Below are 20,167 nucleotides of genomic sequence, written 5' to 3'. Positions count from 1 at the left end.
GTCGGGGACGGGCTCGCTCCACGACGGGCAACGCGGAGCCCCGGCCCGCGACGGGCCCGGTCCACGGCATGCCCGGTCCGCAGCGGCACAGTCCGGACCGGACCCGGCCCGCGACCCGCGTCGCCCGGTGTGACCCGGCCGACGTCCGGTCCCCGCCCGTAGCCCGGTCCGCACGATCTAGGATGCAGACCGGCATGGGGTCCCAGGGCCCCGGGGAGGAAGCCCGGTGAGAATCCGGCGCGGTCCCGCCACTGTGAGCCGGCCCCGGGTGTCCGGGTGGCCGGTGAGTCAGGAACTCCTGCCGTCCACACGACCACCCGGGGCGCGGACAACCCCGAGGAAGGGCCTGAGCTCGCCATGCTCCTGCTGCTGTCGCACTCCGACACCGACCTGCTCAGCGCCCGCGCGGCGAACGCCGCCGCCGCGGCCGGGGACACCGAGAACCCGGTGGAGTGGCGCTTCGCCAACCCCGCCCGGCTGCCCCGGCACGACCTCCCCGCCCTCCTCGACGGCGCCGAGCTCGTCGTCGTCCGTCTCCTCGGCGGCGTGCGCTCCTGGCAGGAGGGCCTGGACGAGGTCCTCGCCGCCGGGAAGCCCGTCGTCGTGCTCAGCGGCGAACAGGCGCCGGACGCCCAGCTGATGGGCTCCTCCACCGTCCCGGTGGGCGTCGCCACCGAGGCCCACGCCTACCTGGCGCACGGCGGCCCGGCCAACCTCGGCCAGCTCGCCCGTTTCCTGTCCGACACGGTCCTCCTCACCGGCCACGGCTTCGAGGCCCCGGCGCCCGCCCCGACCTGGGGCCCGCTCGACCGGACCCCGAAGAGCACCGAGGGCCCCACGGTCGCCGTGCTCTACTACCGCGCCCACCACATGAGCGGCAACACCGCCTTCGTCGGCGCCCTCTGCGACGCGATCGAGGAGGCCGGCGGCCAGGCCAGGGCCCTGTACGTGGCGTCGCTGCGCGCTCCCGAGCCGGAGCTCCTCGACGCCCTCCGCGCCGCCGACGCGATCGTCACCACCGTGCTCGCCGCGGGCGGCACGACCCCGGCCGACGCGCAGGCCGGCGGCGACGAGGAGGCCTGGGACGCGGGCGCGCTCGCCGCGCTCGACGTGCCGGTGCTGCAGGCCCTGTGCCTGACCGGATCCAGGTCGGCGTGGGAGGAGAACGACGAGGGCCTGTCGCCGCTGGACGCCGCCAGCCAGGTCGCGGTGCCCGAGTTCGACGGCCGGCTCATCACCGTCCCGTTCTCCTTCAAGGAGATCGACGAGGACGGCCTCCCGGCGTACGTGGCCGACGCCGAGCGCGCCGCCCGCGTCGCCGGCATCGCCGTACGCCACGCCCGCCTCCGGCACATCCCGAACGCCGAGAAGAAGCTGGCGCTCGTCCTCTCCGCGTACCCCACCAAGCACTCCCGCATCGGCAACGCCGTCGGTCTCGACACGCCCGCCTCCGCCGTCGCGCTCCTGAGGCGCCTCATCGCCGAGGGCTACGACTTCGGCCCGGTGGAGGACATCCCGGGCCTCGTCTCCGGCGACGGCGACGAGCTGATCTACGCCCTGATCGAGGCCGGCGGCCACGACCAGGACTGGCTCACCGAGGAGCAGCTGGCCCGCAACCCCGTGCGCATCCCGGCCGCCGACTACAAGCGCTGGTACGCCGAGCTGCCGCAGGAGCTGCGCGAGCAGGTCGAGGAGCACTGGGGCCCGGCGCCGGGCGAGATGTTCCTGGACCGCTCCCGCGTGGGCCAGGGCGGCGACCCCGAGGGCGACATCGTGCTCGGCGCGCTGCGCCGCGGGAACCTGCTCGTCCTCATCCAGCCGCCGCGCGGCTTCGGCGAGAACCCGATCGCGATCTACCACGACCCGGACCTGCCGCCGTCGCACCACTACCTGGCCGCCTACCGCTGGATCGCCGCCCGCGCCGAGGACGGCGGCTTCGGCGCCGACGCCATGGTGCACCTGGGCAAGCACGGCAACCTGGAGTGGCTGCCGGGCAAGAACGCGGGCCTGTCCGCCGCGTGCGGCCCCGACGCGGCGCTCGGCGACCTGCCGCTGGTCTACCCGTTCCTGGTCAACGACCCCGGCGAGGGCACCCAGGCCAAGCGCCGCGTGCACGCCACGCTCGTCGACCACCTGGTGCCGCCGATGGCCCGCGCCGACTCCTACGGCGACATCGCGCGCCTGGAGCAGCTGCTCGACGAGTACGCGCAGATCAGCAGCATGGACCCGGCGAAGCTGCCGGCGATCCGCGCCCAGATCTGGACCCTGATCCAGGCCGCGAAGCTCGACCACGACCTCGGCATGGCCGACCGCCCGGACGACGACGGCTTCGACGACTTCCTGCTGCACGTCGACGGCTGGCTGTGCGAGGTCAAGGACGCCCAGATCCGCGACGGTCTGCACGTCCTCGGCGGCGCCCCGACCGGCGAGGCGCGGGTGAACCTGGTCCTTTCCATCCTGCGCGCCCGGCAGATCTGGGGCGGCACGCAGGCGCTGCCCGGTCTGCGCGAGGCGCTCGGCCTGGACGAGTCGGCCGCGACCCGTACGACGGCCGACGCCGTCGAGGCCAGGGCCCGTGAACTGGTGCAGGCGATGGAGGACGCGAACTGGGACGAGGCCGCGATCCCGGAGCTCACCGACGCCCACGGCCACGACGTCCGGGAGGTGCTGTACTTCGCCGCCCGCCAGGTCGTGCCGCGCCTCGCCGCCACGACGAACGAACTCGACCACGCCGTCCACGCGTTGAACGGCGGCTTCGTCCCGGCGGGCCCGTCCGGCTCGCCGCTGCGCGGCCTGGTCAACGTGCTGCCGACCGGCCGCAACTTCTACTCGGTCGACCCGAAGGCCGTGCCGTCCCGCCTCGCGTGGGAGACGGGCCAGGCGCTCGCCGACTCGCTGCTCACGCGCTACCGCGACGACAACGGCGAGTGGCCGACGTCCGTCGGCCTGTCCCTCTGGGGCACCAGCGCGATGCGCACCGCCGGCGACGACGTCGCCGAGGCCCTCGCGCTGCTCGGCGTGCGCCCGCTGTGGGACGACGCCTCGCGCCGCGTGAACGGTCTGGAGCCGATCCCGCTCGCCGAGCTCGGCCGCCCGCGCATCGACGTGACGCTGCGCATCTCCGGCTTCTTCCGTGACGCGTTCCCGCACGTCATCGGTCTGCTCGACGACGCCGTACGGCTGGTCGCGGGCCTGGCGGACGAGTCTCCCGAGGACAACTACGTGCGCGCCCACGCCCAGGCCGACCTGGCCGAGCACGGCGACGAGCGCCGCGCCACCACCCGCATCTTCGGCTCCCGGCCGGGCACGTACGGCGCGGGTCTGCTCCAGCTGATCGACTCGCGCGACTGGCGTACGGACGCCGACCTGGCCGAGGTGTACACGGTGTGGGGCGGCTACGCGTACGGCCGCGGCCTGGAGGGCCGTCCGGCGCGGGCCGAGATGGAGTCGGCGTACAAGCGGATCGCGGTCGCGGCGAAGAACACGGACACCCGTGAGCACGACATCGCCGACTCGGACGACTACTTCCAGTACCACGGCGGCATGGTGGCGACCGTGCGCGCACTGCGGGGCACGGCCCCGGAGGCGTACATCGGCGACTCCACGCGCCCGGAGACGGTCCGCACCCGCACGCTCGTCGAGGAGACCTCACGGGTCTTCCGCGCCCGCGTGGTCAACCCGCGCTGGATCCAGGCGATGCGCCGCCACGGCTACAAGGGCGCGTTCGAGCTGGCGGCGACGGTCGACTACCTCTTCGGCTACGACGCGACGACGGGCGTGGTCGCCGACTGGATGTACGACAAGCTGACGCAGGAGTACGTCCTCGACCCGGAGAACCAGGCCTTCCTGAAGGAGGCCAACCCGTGGGCGCTGCACGGCATCGCGGAGCGGCTCCTGGAGGCGGAGTCGCGCGGCATGTGGGAGAAGCCCGACGCGGAGACGCTGGCGGCGCTGCGGCAGGTCTTCCTGGAGACCGAGGGCGACCTCGAGGGCGCTGCGGGCGGCGACGAGGACTGAGGTCCGGTCCGGGTTACGATCCCGGCCGCACGGTCGTGCGAATCGATGACGTGACCGGCGTGACCAGGGGTGGGGTGGTGGGCGTGCGTGCCCGCGGAGCTGTGACGGTGTCGGTGGTGCTCGGCCTGAGCCTGGCCCTGGGGGCCTGCTCGGGCTCGGGCCCGGGCCCGGGTTCCGGCGACGGTAAGGGCAGGAAGCCGGGCGCCACCGGCTCCGCGACGCCCACCGGCTCGCCGAGCCCGTCGGCCACGCCGTCCGAGGAGCCGTCGGCGGCGACGCAGACCGCGAAGCCGTCCGGCGCCCCGTCGGGACTTCGGACCCCGCCCGCCATCGGCGGCTCGCCCAAGCCGTATCCGACGAGCGGGAAGACCGGCGTGTCGAAGCGGACGGCGCGCTGACGGCCTGCCCCCTGGCTTTTCGTCAGGGGGCGGCGCATACCCAAGTTGTTCTAGTAGAGTGCAAACAACTAGAACCGAGGGAGGTCCTGGTCCCGTGAACCGTCCGCACCCTCCGCACGACGTGAACCGACCGCACGGCTCGAACCGTCTCCGTGTCCTCGCCGCCGCGCCGTTCGTCCTCGCGCTCGCCCTCCACCTGCTGCTCCTCGCCCTCTGGCGCGACCGGCTCCCGGACCCGCTGGCCACGCACTTCTCCGCCGGCGAGGGCGGCAGGGCCGACGGCTTCACCCCGCTCGCGGGCTACGCCGCCGTCAGCTCCGGGCTGCTCGTGGCCCTCGGCGCGGGCTGGACCCTGCTCGTCCGGCGCGCCGTGCTCTGGGGCGCCTGGGCCACCGCCGGTTTCATGGGCGGCCTGCTCGACCTGCTCCTGCGCGCCAACCTCGACGCCGCCGACGCGGCCGAGGTCACCGCGCCGCTCGCCACCCTCACCCTCGCCGTGGGCATCGCGGCGCCGGCCGCCCTGGCCGGCCGTGCGCTCACCGGCCTCGTCCCGGCGCAGCCGGCGGCGTACGGCCGTGACGGATCCGAGGGCCGCGAAGGCTCCGACGGCGGCGAAGGCTCTGACGGCCGTGTCGGCCCGTCGCGGGTGCCCCGGCTCGAACTCGGCGCGCACGAGATCGCCGGCTGGTCGCGCGACACCGGCTCGCGCGGGATGACCGCGCTCTCCACGGTGTTCGTCCTGGCGGGAGCGACCGCGCCGGTCCCCGCGGTGCTGTTCACGCCCTGGCCGTACGCCCTGATCGCCCTCGTCGGCCTGGCGGTCGGCGTGCCCGGCCTCGCGCTCTCGCGCGTCCGGGTCGCCGTCGACCGCCGCGGCCTCACGGTCACACCCGCCCTGCTCCCCCGCCCCCGGATCCGGATCCCGCTCGACGAGATCACCTCCGCGACCGTCCAGGACGTGGACGCCCTCGCCGAGTTCGGCGGCTGGGGCTACCGCACCCGCCCCCACCGCTCGGCCCTCCTGCTCCGCTCCGGCGAGGCCCTGTCCGTACGACGCGCCAACGGCTTCGCCTTCCTGGTCACCGTGCCGGACGCGGAAACGGCGGCGGCGCTGCTGAACGCCCTGGCGGCACGGGCACGGGCACAGGCAGGGGCAGGGGCGGGGGAGGACGGGGAGTCCGGCGCCGCCGGCGCCCGCGGTGAGAGGATCTGACCGTGCTCTTCCGGGTCGACCCCGCCTCCTCCGTCCCGCTCGGCGACCAGATCGCCGCCTGCGTGCGCGGCGCCCTCGCCGACGGCAGTGCCGCTCCCGGCGAGCGGCTGCCCGCGGCGCGCGAGCTCGCCGACTCGCTCGGCGTCAACGTCCATACCGTGCTGCGGGGTTACCAGCGGCTGCGCGAGGAGGGGCTGATCGAGCTGCGGCGCGGGCGGGGCGCCGTGATCGTGCCCGGCGCGCAGGCGCCCGACCGCGCCCAGCTCGTCGAGCGGCTGCACGCCCTGGTGGCCGAGGCGCGCCGACTGGGCCTGACCGACGAGGAGTTCCTGGAGCTGGCCCGCGCCGGCCTGGGCTGACTCCGCCGGGCCGGGCCGACTCCGCCGGCCTGGACTGACTCCACGGGGCTGGACTGACTTCGCCGGGCTGGACAGACTTCGCCGGCCTGGGCCGACTTCGCCGGCCCGCGCTGACTCAGCCCGGGCGGCGGCCCCGGTCGCGTACTACGGCAGTGGCGCGCCGAGCCGCAGGTTCCAGCGGCCGGATCGTCCGGACAGCTCGACGCACCGCAGCGGGCGTACGTCCAGCCGCCAGAACACCTCCTCGGGGGCGCCCAGCGCGTGGGAGACGGCCGCGCGGATCACGTCCGGTTCGGCCACCGCCCACACCGTCACCGATGCCGAGGCGTCCGTGTCCCGCGCGGCCGCCGGCGTGCCCAGCCCCTCCATCCACTCCGCGACCCGGGACCGCAGTTCCCGCAGCGACTCGCCGCCGTGCGGAGCGGCGGCCGGGTCGGCGAGCCAGGCGGCCACCGACTCCGGCTCCTCCACGGCGAGTTCGTCGAGCCGCCGTCCCCGCCAGCGCCCCATCGCGCAGCCCGCGAGCGCCGGCTCCTCCTCGTACCGGGACAGGCCCAGCGCCTCCGCCGTCGCCCGGCACCGCCCGGACGGCGAGCTCACCACGCGTACCCGCGCGCCGAGGCACAACGGATTCAGGCCGTCCGGCGGCCGCTCCACGGGCCCCGCGTCGTCGAATCTCGCCTCGCGCAAGGCCGCGTTCATGGCGGGGGCGACCAGCGTGAGCCGAACGGTCGTGGGCGGGGCCATGGGTGATACATCCCTCAATTCATCGGGCGCTGCCTCGTGCGCCCTTGGCGCGGAGTGTCCGGCGCGGTACGGTCAGTCGACATTTCCACAGAACGACGACGGCGAGACGGAAGCCCGGTGCAAGTCCGGCACGGTCGCGCCACTGTGAGCCGCCTCCAGCCCGCGAGGTGGCGAGTCAGACCCGACGACCGTCGTCGCGCACCACCGTATGGGACGCGCGTTCCCGAGGAGGTTCCACCATGGCCGAGGCCATTGCGTCGCCCGCCGTCACGTCCACCCCGTCCGTCGCCCCGGTCTCGCTGCCGGTCCGCGCGGTGCTCCCGTGGGCGGCGTTCATCGGCATCCTGGCGCTCGTCGCGCTGTACTTCGTCGGTGCCGAGCAGGGTGCCACGTCCCTGATCGCCGGCAGCGACGTGCACGAGTGGGTGCACGACGGTCGTCACCTGCTCGGATTCCCCTGCCACTGAGGGGTAGCCGCTCCATGTCTGCCCCAACCGCTCCTACGGGCTCGCTCGTAGGAAAGCTCCTGGTCCGCGGCATGCTCGCGGGCCTGATCGCCGGACTGTTCGCCTTCGCCGTCGCCTACGTCGCGGGCGAACCGTCCGTCAACGCCTCGATCGCCGTCGAGGAGGCCGCCGCCAAGGCCGAGCACGCCACCGCGCACGACCACGGCGGAGGCCACGGCGCCGCCGCCGAGGAGCCCGCCGAGGAGGAGGAGATCGTCAGCCGGGACCTGCAGTCCACGGCGGGTCTCGCCACCGGCGTCCTCGTCTACGGCGTCGCGCTCGGCGGCATCGCGTCCCTGGCGTTCTGCTTCGTCCTGGGACGGGTGGGCCGGTTCACCCCGAAGGCCACCGCGGCGCTCGTCGCGGCGGCGGCCTTCACCACGGTCTATCTGGTGCCGTTCCTCAAGTACCCGGCGACCCCGCCGGCCGTCGGCAACCCGGACACCATCGGGAAGCGCACCACGCTCTTCTTCCTGATGATCCTGCTGAGCGTGCTGCTCGGCATCGCCGCGGTCATCGCGGGCCGCCGGCTCGCGCCGCGCCTCGGCAACTGGAACGCGACCGTCGTCGCGGGCGCGGGCTTCGTCACCGCGGTCGCGATCGCCTGCGCGTTCCTGCCCGCCAACGAGGACGCCGTGAAGCCCGACTTCCCGGCCGCCGTGCTGTGGGACTTCAGGCTCGCGACGCTGGGCATCCAGGCGGTGCTGTGGGCGGTCTTCGGACTCGCCTTCGGACTGCTCGCCCAGCGACTGCTCGCACCGGGGCCCGCCTCGGCGCAGGCGGCCCAGGCGACCGCACCGGCCGCCTGATCCCGCACCGCCGCTTTCCGTAACGACGCGATCGGCCCCGTACCCCCGCAGAAGAGAGGGGTACGGGGCCGAACACGTCGTCACCCCAGCTCGCGTACGGGCGCACCCGCCAGCCACGCCTCGATGTCCTCGACCGCCTGGCCGAAGTAGCGGCCGTAGTTGGCCTCGGTGACGTAACCGAGGTGCGGCAGCGCGAGCACGTTCGGCAGGGTGCGCAGCGGGTCGTCGGCGGGCAGCGGCTCGGTCTCGTACACGTCGAGCCCCGCTCCCGCGATCCGGCCCTCGCGCAGCGCCCGCAGCAGCGCCGAACCGTCCACGAGGCCCGCGCGCGAGGTGTTGACGAGGTACGCGCCCGGGCGCATCGCCGCGAGTTCCGGCTCGCCGATCAGCCCGCGGGTACGGTCGGAGAGCACCATGTGCAGCGAGACGACGTCGGCGGCGCCGAGCAGCTCGTGGAGGTCTCCGGCGCGCCGCACGCCGTACTCGGCGGCCCGCTCGTCGGTGAGGTTCGGGCTCCAGGCGACCACGTCCATGCCGAAGGCGAGGCCGATCCGCGCCACCCGGCCCCCGATCTTGCCGAGGCCGACGAGACCGAGGACGCGGCCCGCCAGGTCCAGGCCGACCGTGGACTGCCACGGCCCGCCCTCGCGCATCGCCCGGCTCTCCGTGTGCACCTGCCGGGCCAGGCCCAGGATCAGCGCCCAGGTCAGCTCGGTGGGCGGCTCCGAGCCGCTGGCCGTACCGCAGACGACGACGCCGCGGGCGCGGGCGGCGGCGACGTCGATCGAGGCGTTGCGCATCCCGGAGGTGACGATCAGCCGCAGCCGGGGGAGCCGGGCGAGGAGGCCGGCGTCGAGCGGGGTCCGCTCGCGCATCACGACGAGGATCTCGCAGTCCTCGACGGCGGCGACGAGGGCGTCCGGGTCGGCGAGGTGCTCGCGCAGGACGCGGACGTCGACCCGCCCGTCGAGCGGGCTCCAGTCGGCGGAGGACAGGGCGACGCCCTGGAAGTCGTCGAGGACGGCACAACGCAGCTTCATGCAGCGCATGATCGCGCACGGCGGTGCGCACCGGGCGGGTGGGGTGCGGCGGGGTTGGCGGGGTGTGGCGGGGTGTGGCGGGGATATGGCGGACACTGACGCGCATGAGAGACGAACGATCATGCGCGGGCGGGGCGGTCTTCCGGACGACGGGCGGCGAGGTGAGGGGCAGGGCGGCCGTCGACGGCGTCACCGCCGTGCTCGGCATCCCGTACGCGGCACCGCCGTTCGGCGACCGCCGGTTCCGGGAGCCGGAACCGGCGTCAGCCTGGGAGGGGGTGCGGGACGGCACGGAGTTCGGTCCGATCGCGCCGCAGTCGGCGGAGCTGCCGGGAGCACCGGTGTGGCGGCCCGGCGACGAGGACGTCCTCACCGTCAACATATGGACGCCGACGGCGCAGGCGGCTACGGGGGTGGGCGCGGGGGCGCGGGCGGACGCGGGGGTGGGCGCGGGGGCGCAGGCGGACGCGGGGGTAGGCGCGGGCGCGGCGCTGCCCGTCCTGTTCTGGATCCACGGCGGCGCGAACACCTTCGGCTCCTCCGCGCAGCCCGACTTCGACGGGACGGCGCTGGCCCGTGCCGGTCTCGTGGTGGTCAGCTGCAACTACCGGGTGGGCTTCGAGGGCTTCGGCCACGTGCCGGGCCGCCCCGACAACCGCGGACTCCTGGACCAGGTGGCGGCGTTGCGCTGGGTGCGGGAGAACGTGGCGGCCTTCGGCGGCGATCCGGGGAACGTGACCGTGGCCGGGCACTCGTCGGGCGGAGCCTCGGCCGTGTGCCTGATGGCGATGGGGGCGGGCGGCGGGTCGACCGCGGATGCGGATGGGGATGGGGCTGCGGATGCAGATGGGGCTGCGGATGCGGATGGGGGCGCCGCTGACCGGGGCCTGTTCCGGCGGGTCATCGCCCACAGCGTGCCTGGCGTGTTCTATACGGTCGAGCTCGCCGCGGCGGTCACCGCGCGCATCGCGGCCGAGGCCGGAGTCGCACCGACGGCGGAAGGACTGTCGTCCGTGCCGCCCGAGGCGCTGGTGGCCGCCTCCGACCGGACCGCCGCGGGCTGCGCGAAGGACCCGGTGACGCCGATCCACGCGTACGCTCCGGTGATCTTCCAGCCGGTCGTCGACGGCGTGGTGCTGCCCGCCTCGGCCGCGGCGGCCAGGACGGCGCCGGACGTGGACCTGCTCGTGTGCCACGCCCTGGAGGAGCAGTGGTTCCTCCACACGGTGGGCGCCGTACGGGGACTCACGACGGAGGCCGAACTGGTGGCGTTCGCCGAGGACCTGGGACTCCCCTCCCGACTGGTCGACGGCTACGGGGCACTGATGCCGGACTCCCCGGTGCTCGACCGCTTCCTCGCGCTCTTCGGCGACGCGCAGTTCGCCGAGTACACCACCCGCCTCGCCGAGCGGCACGCGAGGAACGGCGGCCGCGCCCACCTGGCCCGCTTCGCCCGCCGACGCGAGGGAGCCAGGCCCTGGCACACGGCGGACGTCCCCTTCGCCTTCGGCAACCTCGACGTCGCCGGCGTCGACTTCCTCGTCGGCGGCGCCCCCGACGCCGACGACCGCGCCCTGTCCGACCGGATGCTCCGCGCCTGGGCCGCCTTCGCGGCCACCGGCGACCCGGGCTGGCCGCCGGTCACCGCCGAGCGGACGCCGGTCCGTTCCTGGGCCGTCCCCGCCGACCACCTGAGCGAGGACGACCCGTCGCCGTTCCGCGCGCTCTGGCAGGACGTCGAGTTCACCCCGCACCGCCCGCACCGTCCGCACCATCAGCCCGTACGGCACCGCACGCGAGAGGACCGGTGAACCGGGCCCGGTTCCCATACAGCCCATCCGGACGTGCGCTCGCGCCGTTCGACCATCAGAAATGAAGGCAGGCAGGCAAGGCAGGCAGGCAAGCAGGCGACCCCAGACCCAGGAGCGCTCATGAGCAGCCAGGACGGGAAGCCGGAGGACGGGAGCCCGGCCGAGGGGAAACCGGCTGAGGGGAAACCGGCGGGCTCGGCGGCGGGCAGGTGGGCACGGGTCGTCTCCTCCGCGGTCCTCCTGGTGCTCACCTGCGTCCTGGTGCCGGTCGCGCTGCTCACCGTATGGGTGCACGACATCGCCCTCGACACCGACCGGTACGTGGAGACGGTCGCCCCGCTGGCGAGCGACCCCGACATCGAGGCGGCGGCCGTCCACCGCATCACCCAGGCGGCCGACGTACGCGTCGACGGTCCGCAGGTCATGGCGGACGTCGCCGCCTGGCTGAAGAGCCAGGGGCTGCCGCCGCGCGCCGCGGACGCGGTGATGAAGCTCGGCCCCCAGCTCGACTCGGCCGTCGACGGCGCCGTCGAGAAAGTCGCCACCCGCTTCGTGGAGAGCGACCGCTTCGAAACGGTCTGGACGACCGCCAACCGGGCGGCCCACGGCGCCGTCGTGCACGCGCTGACCGGGCAGGGGCGTGGCGCGGTCGGCGTGGACGACGGCACGGTCACCCTCGACATCGGCGAGGCCGTGGACCGCGTCAAGGAGGAGCTGGTGGACGCCGGCGTGGCACCGGCCGGCAAGATCCCCGACGTCGACAAGCAGATGGTGCTTTTCCGGTCCGACAAGCTCGACAAGACCCGCGACCTGGCGCACGCGCTCGACGTGGTGGGCAACTGGTTCCCCGTGATCGTCGTCGTGATCGGCGCCGTGGGCGTCCTGCTGGCGCACAGGCGGCGGCGGGCGCTGGCCCGCACGGCGCTGGGAGCCGCCTTCGCCTGCCTCGTCGTCGTCATCGGCCTGGTCGTCGCCCGCCGCTACTACCTCGACCACCTCCCGTCACAGGTCCAGTCGGAGGCGGCCGCGGCGTCCGTGTTCGACACCCTGCTGCACTTCCTGCGGGTCGCGCTGCGCACGGCGATCGTCCTCGGCGTCGTCATCGCCCTCGGCGCCTATCTGATCGGCCCCGGCCGACTGCCCGTCGCGGTACGGGGAGTCGCGGAGCGCACCGCGGACTCCGCCGCCACGTGGGGATACGTCCACCACGTGCGGACCGGCCGGGCAGGGGTCTGGACGGAGGCGAACCGGCGGTGGATCACGCTCGGAGCCCTGCTGATCGTGGCGCTGCTCTTCGCGCTCTGGAACCACCCCACGGCGCTCACCATCCTGCTCCTGGTACTGATCCTGCTGGCCGTCCTCGCGGTGATCGCCCTCCTGGCGGCGAGCGGCCGCGCCACGGCAGACGCCGAGCGTCTGGCGCCGCCCCGCCCGGAGGGCGATGCCTGAGGAGACGCCGGAGGAGATGCCGGAGGAGATGCCGGAGGCAGCGAGGGGACCGTTCAGTGGGGAGGCCGGTTGAGCGGGGAGGCCCGTTGAGCGGGGCGCTCCAGCGGACGCCGGTCGTCGGCCGGGTCGTCACCCGGCTGGCCCGCGTGAACACGATGGAGGCCGCCGCGCGCCTGGCCGCCCAGACGTTCCTGGCGGCGCTGCCGCTGCTGATCGTCGTGGCCGCGTTCGCGCCGCAGAGCGTGGAGGACCTCCTGGTCGACGCCGTCCGCTCCTTCATGGGAGAGAAGGTGCCGACCGACGCCGTCGAGCAGGCGCTGACCGCGAACGGCCAGCTGAGGGGCAGCATCGGCGTGGCCGGCGTGGTCGTCGTGCTGATCTCGGCGACGGCACTCAGCCGGGCGCTCCAGCAGGTCTGCGAGCGCTGCTGGGACCTGCCCAAGGGGAGCGCCCGCCTCACGGCCTGGAGGTGGCTGGTGTGGATCCTGGGCTGGCTGGCCGTCATCGTCTTCCAGTCGGCGATCCGCCACGGCTTCGGCGCCGGAACGGCCGTCGGTGTGCTGGTCTCGGTGGCGACGTCCGTGGCGCTGTGGTGGTGGACCCAGCACCTGCTGCTGGGCGCGCGGATCGGCTGGGCACCCCTGCTGCCGGGCGCACTGCTCGCGGGCGTCGCGACGACGGCCTTCGGCTACGTCTCGCCCCTCGTGATGCCGCAGGCGCTGGAGCAGAGCCAGGAGCACTACGGTCCCCTCGGCTACGTCTTCACGTTCCTGTCCTGGCTCATCGCGGGCGGCTGCGTGATCGTCGTCTGCGTGGCGGTGGGCCAGGTCGTCGCGTCCTCGGGCCGGTTCCCCCGATGGCTGGGAACGCCCGTGCCCGGTGACACCGCGCGGCCCGCCGCCGACGGGAGGACCACGGAGGCGGACCGCTGAACCCGGGCCCGCACGCACGGCGCTCTTCCGCCCGCCCGTCGCTATCGTGGACGCGGGAGACGTACGGAGACTTGCGGCGACGTACGGAGACGTGCGGAGACGCGGAGACGTACGGGGAGGCACAGGGCGGCGCGGAGACGTGCCCAGACGTGCGGGGGTGGCCGGTATGGGGATGACCTGGGCGACGTACGAATGCCGGTGCGGCCACCCGCGCTACCGCCATGACGCACCCCGCTTCTCGGGCCCCTGCTCGGCCGACTGCGCGTGCGAGTCCTTCGCGACGCCGCCGCCGGGTCCCGGCTACTGGGATCCCGAACCGTCGGCACCCGAGCCGGACCGCACACCGCATCCCTCGTGTCCGCTTCAGGACCCGGACTGCATCGGTTTCCATGACCTCGGCGCCTGAACTCCGGGCGCCCGAAGTGCCGTCGGGTCCGGCGGACCGGCCCGCACCGACGACCCCGCAGGGAGGCTCCGCGCCCATGCCCCCGATCCACCTGGCCGGCCCTCGCCTGGCCCTGCGCGACATCGAACCCGGGGACACCGACGCGCTCCTGGCGGTCTACGGCGACCCCGAGGCCACCCGGCACCTCAGCTTCGAGCCCCGTACCCCCGAGCAGGTCCAGGCGATCGTCGACCGGTCCGTCGCCTCCGCCGAGGACACCCCGAGGACCGAGTACTGCCTTGCCGTCACCCGGCTCGGCGACCCCCGGCTGATCGGCTACGCCCGCCTGGCGACCGAACCCCAGCGGGCGGCCACCATCGGCTTCGCGCTGCACCCGGCCGAATGGGGCAGGGGCCTGGGCACGGAGACGGTCCGCCTGCTCTGCGCCCTCGGCTTCGAGGAACTGGGCCTCCACCGCATCTGGGCGGCCCGCGCACCCCTCAACGAGGCGTCGGCACGAACCCTTCTGCGGGCGGGCCTGACGGAGGAGGGCAGGATCCGCGACCACGTGTTCGTACGCGGGGCATGGCGGGACTCGATCACGTACTCGATCCTGGAACACGAGTGGACGAAGCCGTGACCACGGCCGAACGCCGACGGCCACGCCGTCGGGCACGCCTCTGAGGCACTTTCAGGGACGCCTCCTTCGACGCGGGCACCGGCTCACGGCCGTCGACGTGCGAGCAGCCCGGTCGCCAGCAGCGAGAGCCCGGGCAGTCCGGCGGCCAGGGCCGTCAACTGCCGGTCGAACGCGTCGTACGGCTCGGCGGCCAGCCGCCGCCACGGCCCGTCCTCCAGCACCACCACGGTGCTCTCGAGGCGGTAGTCCTCCGGGAACAGGGCGTCGACGGCGAGACGACGCCCGTCATGGGTACGGACCTTCAGCGTCATGTCCGTACGGCCGAGGACCACCGCCTCCGTACGGGCCGCCCGAGCGGCCTGCCGCTCGTCCTCGCCCACGCCGCGCAGGCCCAGGACGACCGCGCCGGCGGCCACGGCACACAGCACCGCCCCGACCGCGATCGGTACGAGCCCCCGCCGCCCTCGCCCCGGCGCCGCACCGGTCGACTTCACCCACCCGTGCCCCACGGTGGCGGCCCCGGCCTGCCCGACCAGGACCTGCTGCCGCCGCCGGGCCGCCAGCCGGGCCCACGCCGCCGCCCAGCCGAAGCCGAGGGCCGCGATGACCGCCAGATTCGCCGAACGGGACGCCCACCCGGAGTCCGGAAGCTCCTCCCACGCCACGATGACGGCAAGGACCGGCGCGGCGACGAGAGCGAGCTCGGGGAGCCGGGCGAACCAGTACAGCAACCCGACGGCGAGACCGGACTGGACCATGCCGACCCAGTCCGCACCGCACGGCGCCGCCTCGCTGCACACCGGCATCGGCTCCAGGTCGATCGCGGCGGCGACGGACGTCAGCAGCGCCAGGACGGACCACAGGGGCCTCGCCCACGAGCCGTGCCGGGCGCCCGCCCAGGCCGCCGCGTCGGCGACCGGCCAGGCGGGGGCGCCCTGGGGAGCGGGGCCGGCGGATATGGGTGCGGGAGTCCGGTTCACGCGAGGATTATGCGGCACCACCTCCTGCCAAGCCGGCCGCGCGTCCGTCGCCTCCGATGCCTCCGTCTCCTCCGTCTCCTCCGTCGCTCGCAAGGAGAGCGATGACTTTCGTCGCCGCCGTCGGTCATAGGAACGAACGACACCACCGACGCAGGGAAGACCGCGACGCGCCCGGCACGCGGCCTCCCGTCCCGGCGTCGGCCGGCAAGACGAAACGGAGGCACCGATGACCGCTGCTGTGAAGGGCCCTGCCAGCTACTTCCCGTCCATCGAGAAGAAGTACGGCCGCCCGATCGCCGAATGGAAGGACCTGGTCCGTTCCTCTCCGCTGACGAAGCACATGGAGCTCGTGACCTGGCTCAAGTCCGAACACGGTCTGGGCCACGGCCACGCCAACGCCCTCGTGGCCCACACCCTTGCGGAGGACAGCGGCCGGTGACGAGACCGCGAGGGGAAGAGCGCCTTCACCCGGCGCCGGTCGAGTAGCCGTCGATGTGCGCGAGCAGCGAAGCGGCGCCGTCCTCCGCGGCGATGCCGCGGGCGAGTTCCGCGGCGCGGCGTCGGTGGACCGGTTCGGACAGGCAGGCCGTGATCGCGTCGCCGAGGTTCTCGGCGGTGAGGTCCCGGAACGGCAGGGGCCGGGGAGCGACACCCAGGTCGTGCAACCGAGAGGCCCAGAAGGGCTGGTCGGCCATGACCGGGACGGGCACGGCGGGCACTCCGGCGCGCAGTCCGGCCCCGGTGGTGCCGGCCCCGGCGTGGTGGACGACGGCGGCGGTGCGGGGGAACAGCCAGTCGTGCGGGACGTCGCCGACGGCCAGGACGTCGTCGCCCTGGCCGCTCAGCTCGGCCCACCCCGCCTGCACCACCACGCGGACGCCCGCCCGCCGCACCGCTGCGGCGACCAGCTCACCGAGCCGTTCGCCCTCGCCCGGGGCCATGCTGCCGAAGCCGACGAACACCGGGGGTGGACCGGCCTGGAGGAAGTCGACCAGTTCGGGCGGGGGTTGCCAGCCGTCCGGCCGCGCGGGCCACCAGTAGCCCGTCACCTCGACCCCGGACGGCCAGTCGTCGGGGCGCGGCACCACCAGCGGGCTGTAGCCGTGGAACACCGGCCGGATGTCCGCCGGCGCGGACGGCGTACCGTCGGGCAGCCCGAGGAGGGCACGCAGCCGGGTCGCGGCGCCCGCGAGGGCCGCGTCCGCGCGCCGCAGCACGTCCCGGCCCGCGGCGAGGTTGGCTTCCGGCTCCTGGCCGGGGCCCGCGCCGCCGGCGCCGTTCGCGTTCGCGTCCGCGTTCGGCAGTGCGAACCGTCCGGTGGCGAACGCCGGTACGAGATAGGTGCCGACGACGGGGATGCCGTACGCCTCGCCGGCCGTCCTGCTGAGCGGCGCCGGACCGAAGGGCGTGAGCAGCAGGTCGGCGCCGCCTGCGACGGCCTCCGCGACCCCGTCGGCGAGCCCCTCCGCGTACGCCCTCGTGAGCGCCCGCGCCTCCTCCCGCGACCCCGCCCGCGCCCAGTCCCGGATCAGCCCCTGCGGATCCCCGGGCACGGGCCGGAACCCGAGACCGCACGCGCCGATGAGCCCGGCGAAGGACGCGTGAGCCGCGACGGCCACCTGGTGCCCGGCGTCCGACAGGCGCCGCCCCAGCCCCGTGAAGGGCGCGACGTCGCCCCGTGAACCGGCGGTGACGATCAGAATGCGCATGGCGCGGTCTTCCCTTCCGGTGCCGAGGATCTCGTCGGGCCCGCAGCGCCGCCGGTCGGCACCATCCAGGACGACGACGCGGCTGACGTCGCGGGACGCAGCCTATGTGAAGACGGACGACGGGGCTCGGTTCAGTCGGCTTCCGGAGGGGGGAGTTCGCCCGCCGCGCGGCGGTACTCGGCGTTGATGCGCTGGGCTTCCTCCAGCTGGTCCTCGAGGGCGATGATGCGGCAGGCGGCCTCGATGGGGGTGCCCTGGTCGACGAGTTCGCGAGCGCGGGCGGCGATACGCAGCTGGTAGCGGGAGTAGCGGCGGTGGCCGCCCTCGGAGCGGAGCGGGGTGATCAGCCGGGCTTCTCCCAGGGCGCGGAGGAAACCGGGCGTGGTACCGATCATCTCGGCGGCCCGGCCCATCGTGTAGGCGGGGTAGTCGTCGTCGTCGAGACGGCCGAGCGGATCGTCTGATGTCATTCTCACCTCTCCGTCGAACCTTCCGGTGCGCGGGCCGGCGTTCCGGCACGTTCACCGAGCGTAACGCCGCCGCCCGGGGCGCCGATACCGGCGCTCCTGACGGCTGGAGAGGGGGAAGGGGAATCGTCCTCGATCGGAGGCGGGCCGGGAGACGGCCGGGCGACGGTCAGAGGGCGGACGGCCAGGCGGACGGAAGGCGGACGGAAGGCGGACGTCCAGTCGGACGGAGGCAGACGGAAGACGGACGGACGAGCGGCCGGACAGGCGGACGGCGGACCCGGCCAACTGGGCCCCCGCCGCCGGCTCTTAGGCCGTCAGACAGCTGGCGGCGTGCCCAGGAGTGCCGACGCCCGCTGGACCGGGCTGGCGGTGGCCGAGGGGGCGACGGCCGTGCCGGTGCCGCACGTGAAGCCGAGCCGGGTCATGGCCCGAACGACCTCGCCGACGCCGAAGTCACGGCGGTCCTGTCGGGTGACGACCGCGCCGACCTGCTTGGCGGGGTAATCACGGCGTCTGATGCGCACGAACGCGCCGGACACGGGTTCGGGCTTGACGCCCTTCATCGCTTCCAGGACATCGCTCTTCGTCAGCTCGAACGGGAAACGGGCGATCACGCAGCGCATGGGACCTCACAGGAGGAGAGGAAGGGAAGGTGAGCGGCGGGGTGGTCGTGCCGGCAGCGGGCGGTCACGAGCGGGGTGTGGTGTCCGTCGGACCGAGTTCGCGCAGGCGCACCCGGTCGGTGTACGCGGGGCTGGCGCGGAAGCCGGTGAGCTGGGCCCGGGTGATGACGCCGGTGCGCCGGCCGTCGGCGTCACGGATGATCAGGCGTGCGGTACGGGCTCCCTGCATGACCGCGAGGGCGACCTCGACGGTCATGTCCGCCCAGACGTGCGGTTCGGCCATGGCCGGGGTGGACGGGCGGTGGGGTGGTGGTGTCTGCGTCGCTGTCACGAGCGGCTCCTGGTCGGAGAAGGGGAAGGGGAGGACCGAGGTGCCGGCTCCGGCGCCACTGCGGGGCTGTCCGTGGAGGGGAGGGCCCTCTGATGCCGGCGGGAGGCGGAGTCCCGGTCGTCCGGGGCGGAAGGACGGCCGTTCGGGTGTGCGCTGTTCATGCGGAGCCTTCCTCGGTGAGAGGCGCATCAGGGAATGTCCGCGACGAAGGAACGGAACCAGATATTTCCCGACGGCTTCGAATGGGGCATGAAAGCTGAACTGCCGGAAAGGCCCGGGAGGGCGTGCTCGGCGGAGGAGGCGGCGCGACGAGGAGAGATGATGTCCGGGCCGTGGCGGGTACGGGATCGGCCGGATTCGCTCGGCGGGATTCCGGTAGGTGGTGCGTACGCAGCTGGGGCCCGCACCCCGAAGGATGCGGGCCCCAGCTGCGGAGTGTGCGCCTGGATCAGGCAGCGACGATGTTCTCGGCCGTCGGGCCCTTCTGGCCCTGCGCGATGTCGAAGCTGACCTTCTGGCCTTCCTGCAGCTCGCGGAAGCCCTGGGCGGCGATGTTCGAGAAGTGGGCGAAGACGTCGGGGCCGCCGCCGTCCTGCTGGATGAAGCCGAAGCCCTTTTCCGCGTTGAACCACTTCACGGTACCGGTGCTCATGTCGTATCTCCTTCGAGGGATCATCGGCGTCCGCACTGCGCGGAAACCATGTCGCTGTGATGATTGCCCCGCCGGAGAATCCGGAGACGAAAAAAAGCACTCCCGCCGCCCTGAGGGCCGTCGGGGGCACCTGAAGTTTCGGGAACCACAACTGCAACTGAAATCGACAGTAGCACGACACCGTTCCGAAAGTCGGCGGAATATCTCCGCTCCTTTTGAGCGGCAGTAATTCTCGCGGCGTCGTCTGCCGAATTCTCATCCGGCGCGAGTAGATATCGCCACGCCCGCGGGCGTGACGGCGCCACGATCGGCCCCCCCCTGGACGGCCGGACGCGCGGACGCGCGGACGCGCAGTCCCGCGTCGTCGTCACCCCGTCAGACGTCGAGCTGTTGCTCGACGCGCTCGAGCCAGCCTCGGTACCAGGGGGCGAAGTCCTGCCCGGTCGGCTCGATCCCTCCGTCCGCCGGTCTCAGATCCTCCCAGACGGCACCCCGGTGCGGGCCCGTCATCACCAGCAGCGACGTATAGCCGCATCCCTTCTCGCCGAGGAACACCGCCCCCGCCTCCTGCGCGTCGTACAGCTCCTCGTAGCGCGCGTCCCAGGCCGCGTGAGCACGGCGGAACTCCTCGTCGGACGCGAAGGCGTCCCTCTCGGGCTCCTGGGTGTCGAGCGCGTCGAGCTCACCCTGCAGAACCTCGGCCACGAAGGGCCGCCCGGCGAACGCGGCGGTGGTCGGCCGGGCGGAGTACGCGAGCCCGATGCCGCGCCACTGCCACCCGCCGTCGCCCAAGGACGGTGTCATCAGGCCGTAGTCGGGGCCGGCTCCCCCTGCTCCGACTTGGAGGAGGAAGCTCCGGTACTGCTCGGGCAGACCGACGCTTAGCTCCGCCTCCAGCGCCCGGAGCTGCTCCTCGCCCATGACCGGACCGAGGCGGAAGCCATGCCCCCGCGCGCCGAAGACCTTTTCTGCTCCGGGGAGTTCGCCGAGCCGGAGAACCCGCTCCCGCACACCCGACCACGTGACCTCATGCATGGGCCCACGCTAGTGAGACACGCACCGCACCGGCACATGGTTTGTCCGCGGAGCCCCATCG

The 20,167-nt window shown here is 73.9% G+C and carries 20 protein-coding genes and 2 riboswitches; of the genes, 11 read left to right on the top strand and 9 right to left on the bottom strand.

All coding sequences use genetic code 11. The annotated features are described in order from the left end of the window. The first annotated feature begins 215 nt into the window (after positions 1-215). A riboswitch (cobalamin riboswitch) is annotated at positions 216-298 on the top strand. A 59-nt stretch (positions 299-357) separates the two neighbouring features. The 4 genes from cobN (at position 358) to ACFWJO_RS22030 (ending at position 5,987) form a co-directional block, all read left to right on the top strand. After that, on the top strand, positions 358-4,017 hold the full coding sequence (cobN, locus tag ACFWJO_RS22045) for a cobaltochelatase subunit CobN (protein WP_386867607.1): 3,660 nt from the start codon (positions 358-360) through the stop codon (positions 4,015-4,017). Between the two features lie 83 nt (positions 4,018-4,100). Further along, positions 4,101-4,415, top strand: a complete 315-nt coding sequence (locus ACFWJO_RS22040; RefSeq protein WP_386867529.1) for a hypothetical protein — start codon at positions 4,101-4,103, stop codon at positions 4,413-4,415. Positions 4,416-4,536: 121 nt separating this feature from the next. Then, positions 4,537-5,628, top strand: coding sequence for a hypothetical protein (locus tag ACFWJO_RS22035; RefSeq protein WP_386867527.1), 1,092 nt, complete (start codon positions 4,537-4,539; stop codon positions 5,626-5,628). A gap of 2 nt (positions 5,629-5,630) precedes the next feature. Then, on the top strand, positions 5,631-5,987 hold the full coding sequence (locus ACFWJO_RS22030) for a GntR family transcriptional regulator (RefSeq protein ID WP_384411565.1): 357 nt from the start codon (positions 5,631-5,633) through the stop codon (positions 5,985-5,987). Between the two features lie 144 nt (positions 5,988-6,131). Here ACFWJO_RS22030 and ACFWJO_RS22025 read toward each other — a convergent pair whose 3' ends face one another. Beyond that, positions 6,132-6,734: a histidine phosphatase family protein gene (locus ACFWJO_RS22025; RefSeq protein WP_386867525.1), complete on the bottom strand. Its 603-nt coding sequence runs from the start codon at positions 6,732-6,734 to the stop codon at positions 6,132-6,134. 108 nt (positions 6,735-6,842) lie between these two features. Further along, a riboswitch (cobalamin riboswitch) is annotated at positions 6,843-6,915 on the top strand. A gap of 58 nt (positions 6,916-6,973) precedes the next feature. Here ACFWJO_RS22025 and ACFWJO_RS22020 point away from each other — a divergent pair. Both ACFWJO_RS22020 and ACFWJO_RS22015 read left to right on the top strand, forming a co-directional pair. Beyond that, positions 6,974-7,201: a CbtB-domain containing protein gene (locus ACFWJO_RS22020; RefSeq protein ID WP_128984069.1), complete on the top strand. Its 228-nt coding sequence runs from the start codon at positions 6,974-6,976 to the stop codon at positions 7,199-7,201. Positions 7,202-7,215: 14 nt separating this feature from the next. Further along, positions 7,216-8,049 (top strand): CbtA family protein, encoded by an 834-nt coding sequence (locus ACFWJO_RS22015; protein ID WP_386867523.1) that lies wholly within the window; start codon positions 7,216-7,218, stop codon positions 8,047-8,049. Between the two features lie 80 nt (positions 8,050-8,129). Here the strand turns inward: ACFWJO_RS22015 and ACFWJO_RS22010 are convergent, their stop codons facing one another. After that, a complete protein-coding gene (locus ACFWJO_RS22010; protein ID WP_386867521.1) occupies positions 8,130-9,089 on the bottom strand; it encodes a D-2-hydroxyacid dehydrogenase family protein in 960 nt (319 codons plus the stop codon). A 104-nt stretch (positions 9,090-9,193) separates the two neighbouring features. On the opposite strand from ACFWJO_RS22010, the gene ACFWJO_RS22005 reads away from it, so the two are divergent. The 4 genes from ACFWJO_RS22005 to ACFWJO_RS21990 all read left to right on the top strand — a co-directional run bounded on the left by ACFWJO_RS22005 (position 9,194) and on the right by ACFWJO_RS21990 (position 14,306). Further along, positions 9,194-10,900, top strand: coding sequence for a carboxylesterase/lipase family protein (locus ACFWJO_RS22005; RefSeq protein ID WP_386867519.1), 1,707 nt, complete (start codon positions 9,194-9,196; stop codon positions 10,898-10,900). A 120-nt stretch (positions 10,901-11,020) separates the two neighbouring features. Then, positions 11,021-12,349, top strand: a complete 1,329-nt coding sequence (locus tag ACFWJO_RS22000; protein WP_386867517.1) for a hypothetical protein — start codon at positions 11,021-11,023, stop codon at positions 12,347-12,349. Between the two features lie 86 nt (positions 12,350-12,435). Then, positions 12,436-13,281, top strand: coding sequence for a YhjD/YihY/BrkB family envelope integrity protein (locus ACFWJO_RS21995; RefSeq protein ID WP_386867515.1), 846 nt, complete (start codon positions 12,436-12,438; stop codon positions 13,279-13,281). Between the two features lie 482 nt (positions 13,282-13,763). Next, positions 13,764-14,306 carry a GNAT family N-acetyltransferase gene (locus tag ACFWJO_RS21990; RefSeq protein WP_386867513.1) on the top strand — a complete coding sequence of 181 codons (543 nt, stop codon included), beginning with the start codon at positions 13,764-13,766 and terminating at the stop codon, positions 14,304-14,306. 83 nt (positions 14,307-14,389) lie between these two features. On the opposite strand, the gene ACFWJO_RS21985 is transcribed toward ACFWJO_RS21990, so the two are convergent. Next, the gene (locus ACFWJO_RS21985) at positions 14,390-15,286 is read right to left on the bottom strand and encodes a hypothetical protein (RefSeq protein WP_386867512.1); all 897 of its coding nucleotides are present in this window, start codon (positions 15,284-15,286) and stop codon (positions 14,390-14,392) included. A gap of 226 nt (positions 15,287-15,512) precedes the next feature. Here ACFWJO_RS21985 and ACFWJO_RS21980 point away from each other — a divergent pair, with 226 nt between their 5' ends. Continuing rightward, a complete protein-coding gene (locus ACFWJO_RS21980; protein WP_385690504.1) occupies positions 15,513-15,725 on the top strand; it encodes a DUF4287 domain-containing protein in 213 nt (70 codons plus the stop codon). Between the two features lie 25 nt (positions 15,726-15,750). Here the strand turns inward: ACFWJO_RS21980 and ACFWJO_RS21975 are convergent, their stop codons facing one another. The 6 genes from ACFWJO_RS21975 to ACFWJO_RS21950 all read right to left on the bottom strand — a co-directional run bounded on the left by ACFWJO_RS21975 (position 15,751) and on the right by ACFWJO_RS21950 (position 20,106). Beyond that, positions 15,751-16,995 carry a glycosyltransferase gene (locus ACFWJO_RS21975; protein ID WP_386867509.1) on the bottom strand — a complete coding sequence of 415 codons (1,245 nt, stop codon included), beginning with the start codon at positions 16,993-16,995 and terminating at the stop codon, positions 15,751-15,753. Between the two features lie 131 nt (positions 16,996-17,126). Next, the gene (locus ACFWJO_RS21970; RefSeq protein ID WP_386867507.1) at positions 17,127-17,465 is read right to left on the bottom strand and encodes a MerR family transcriptional regulator; all 339 of its coding nucleotides are present in this window, start codon (positions 17,463-17,465) and stop codon (positions 17,127-17,129) included. Between the two features lie 314 nt (positions 17,466-17,779). Beyond that, positions 17,780-18,088, bottom strand: a complete 309-nt coding sequence (locus ACFWJO_RS21965; protein ID WP_386867505.1) for an SCO5918 family protein — start codon at positions 18,086-18,088, stop codon at positions 17,780-17,782. Between the two features lie 64 nt (positions 18,089-18,152). After that, positions 18,153-18,419 carry a CBS domain-containing protein gene (locus ACFWJO_RS21960; protein ID WP_386867503.1) on the bottom strand — a complete coding sequence of 89 codons (267 nt, stop codon included), beginning with the start codon at positions 18,417-18,419 and terminating at the stop codon, positions 18,153-18,155. A 448-nt stretch (positions 18,420-18,867) separates the two neighbouring features. Next, a complete protein-coding gene (locus ACFWJO_RS21955; RefSeq protein WP_384411592.1) occupies positions 18,868-19,071 on the bottom strand; it encodes a cold-shock protein in 204 nt (67 codons plus the stop codon). A gap of 375 nt (positions 19,072-19,446) precedes the next feature. Further along, entirely contained in the window at positions 19,447-20,106 is a 660-nt protein-coding gene (locus tag ACFWJO_RS21950) for an SMI1/KNR4 family protein (protein ID WP_386867501.1), read from the bottom strand. Positions 20,107-20,167 lie beyond the last annotated feature (61 nt).

This window comes from Streptomyces sp. NPDC127092 (assembly GCF_042722475.1).
Classification (GTDB): domain Bacteria; phylum Actinomycetota; class Actinomycetes; order Streptomycetales; family Streptomycetaceae; genus Streptomyces.
The sequence above is the reverse complement of the archived record's forward strand: the minus strand, read 5'-3'. Positions and strand labels throughout refer to the sequence as shown.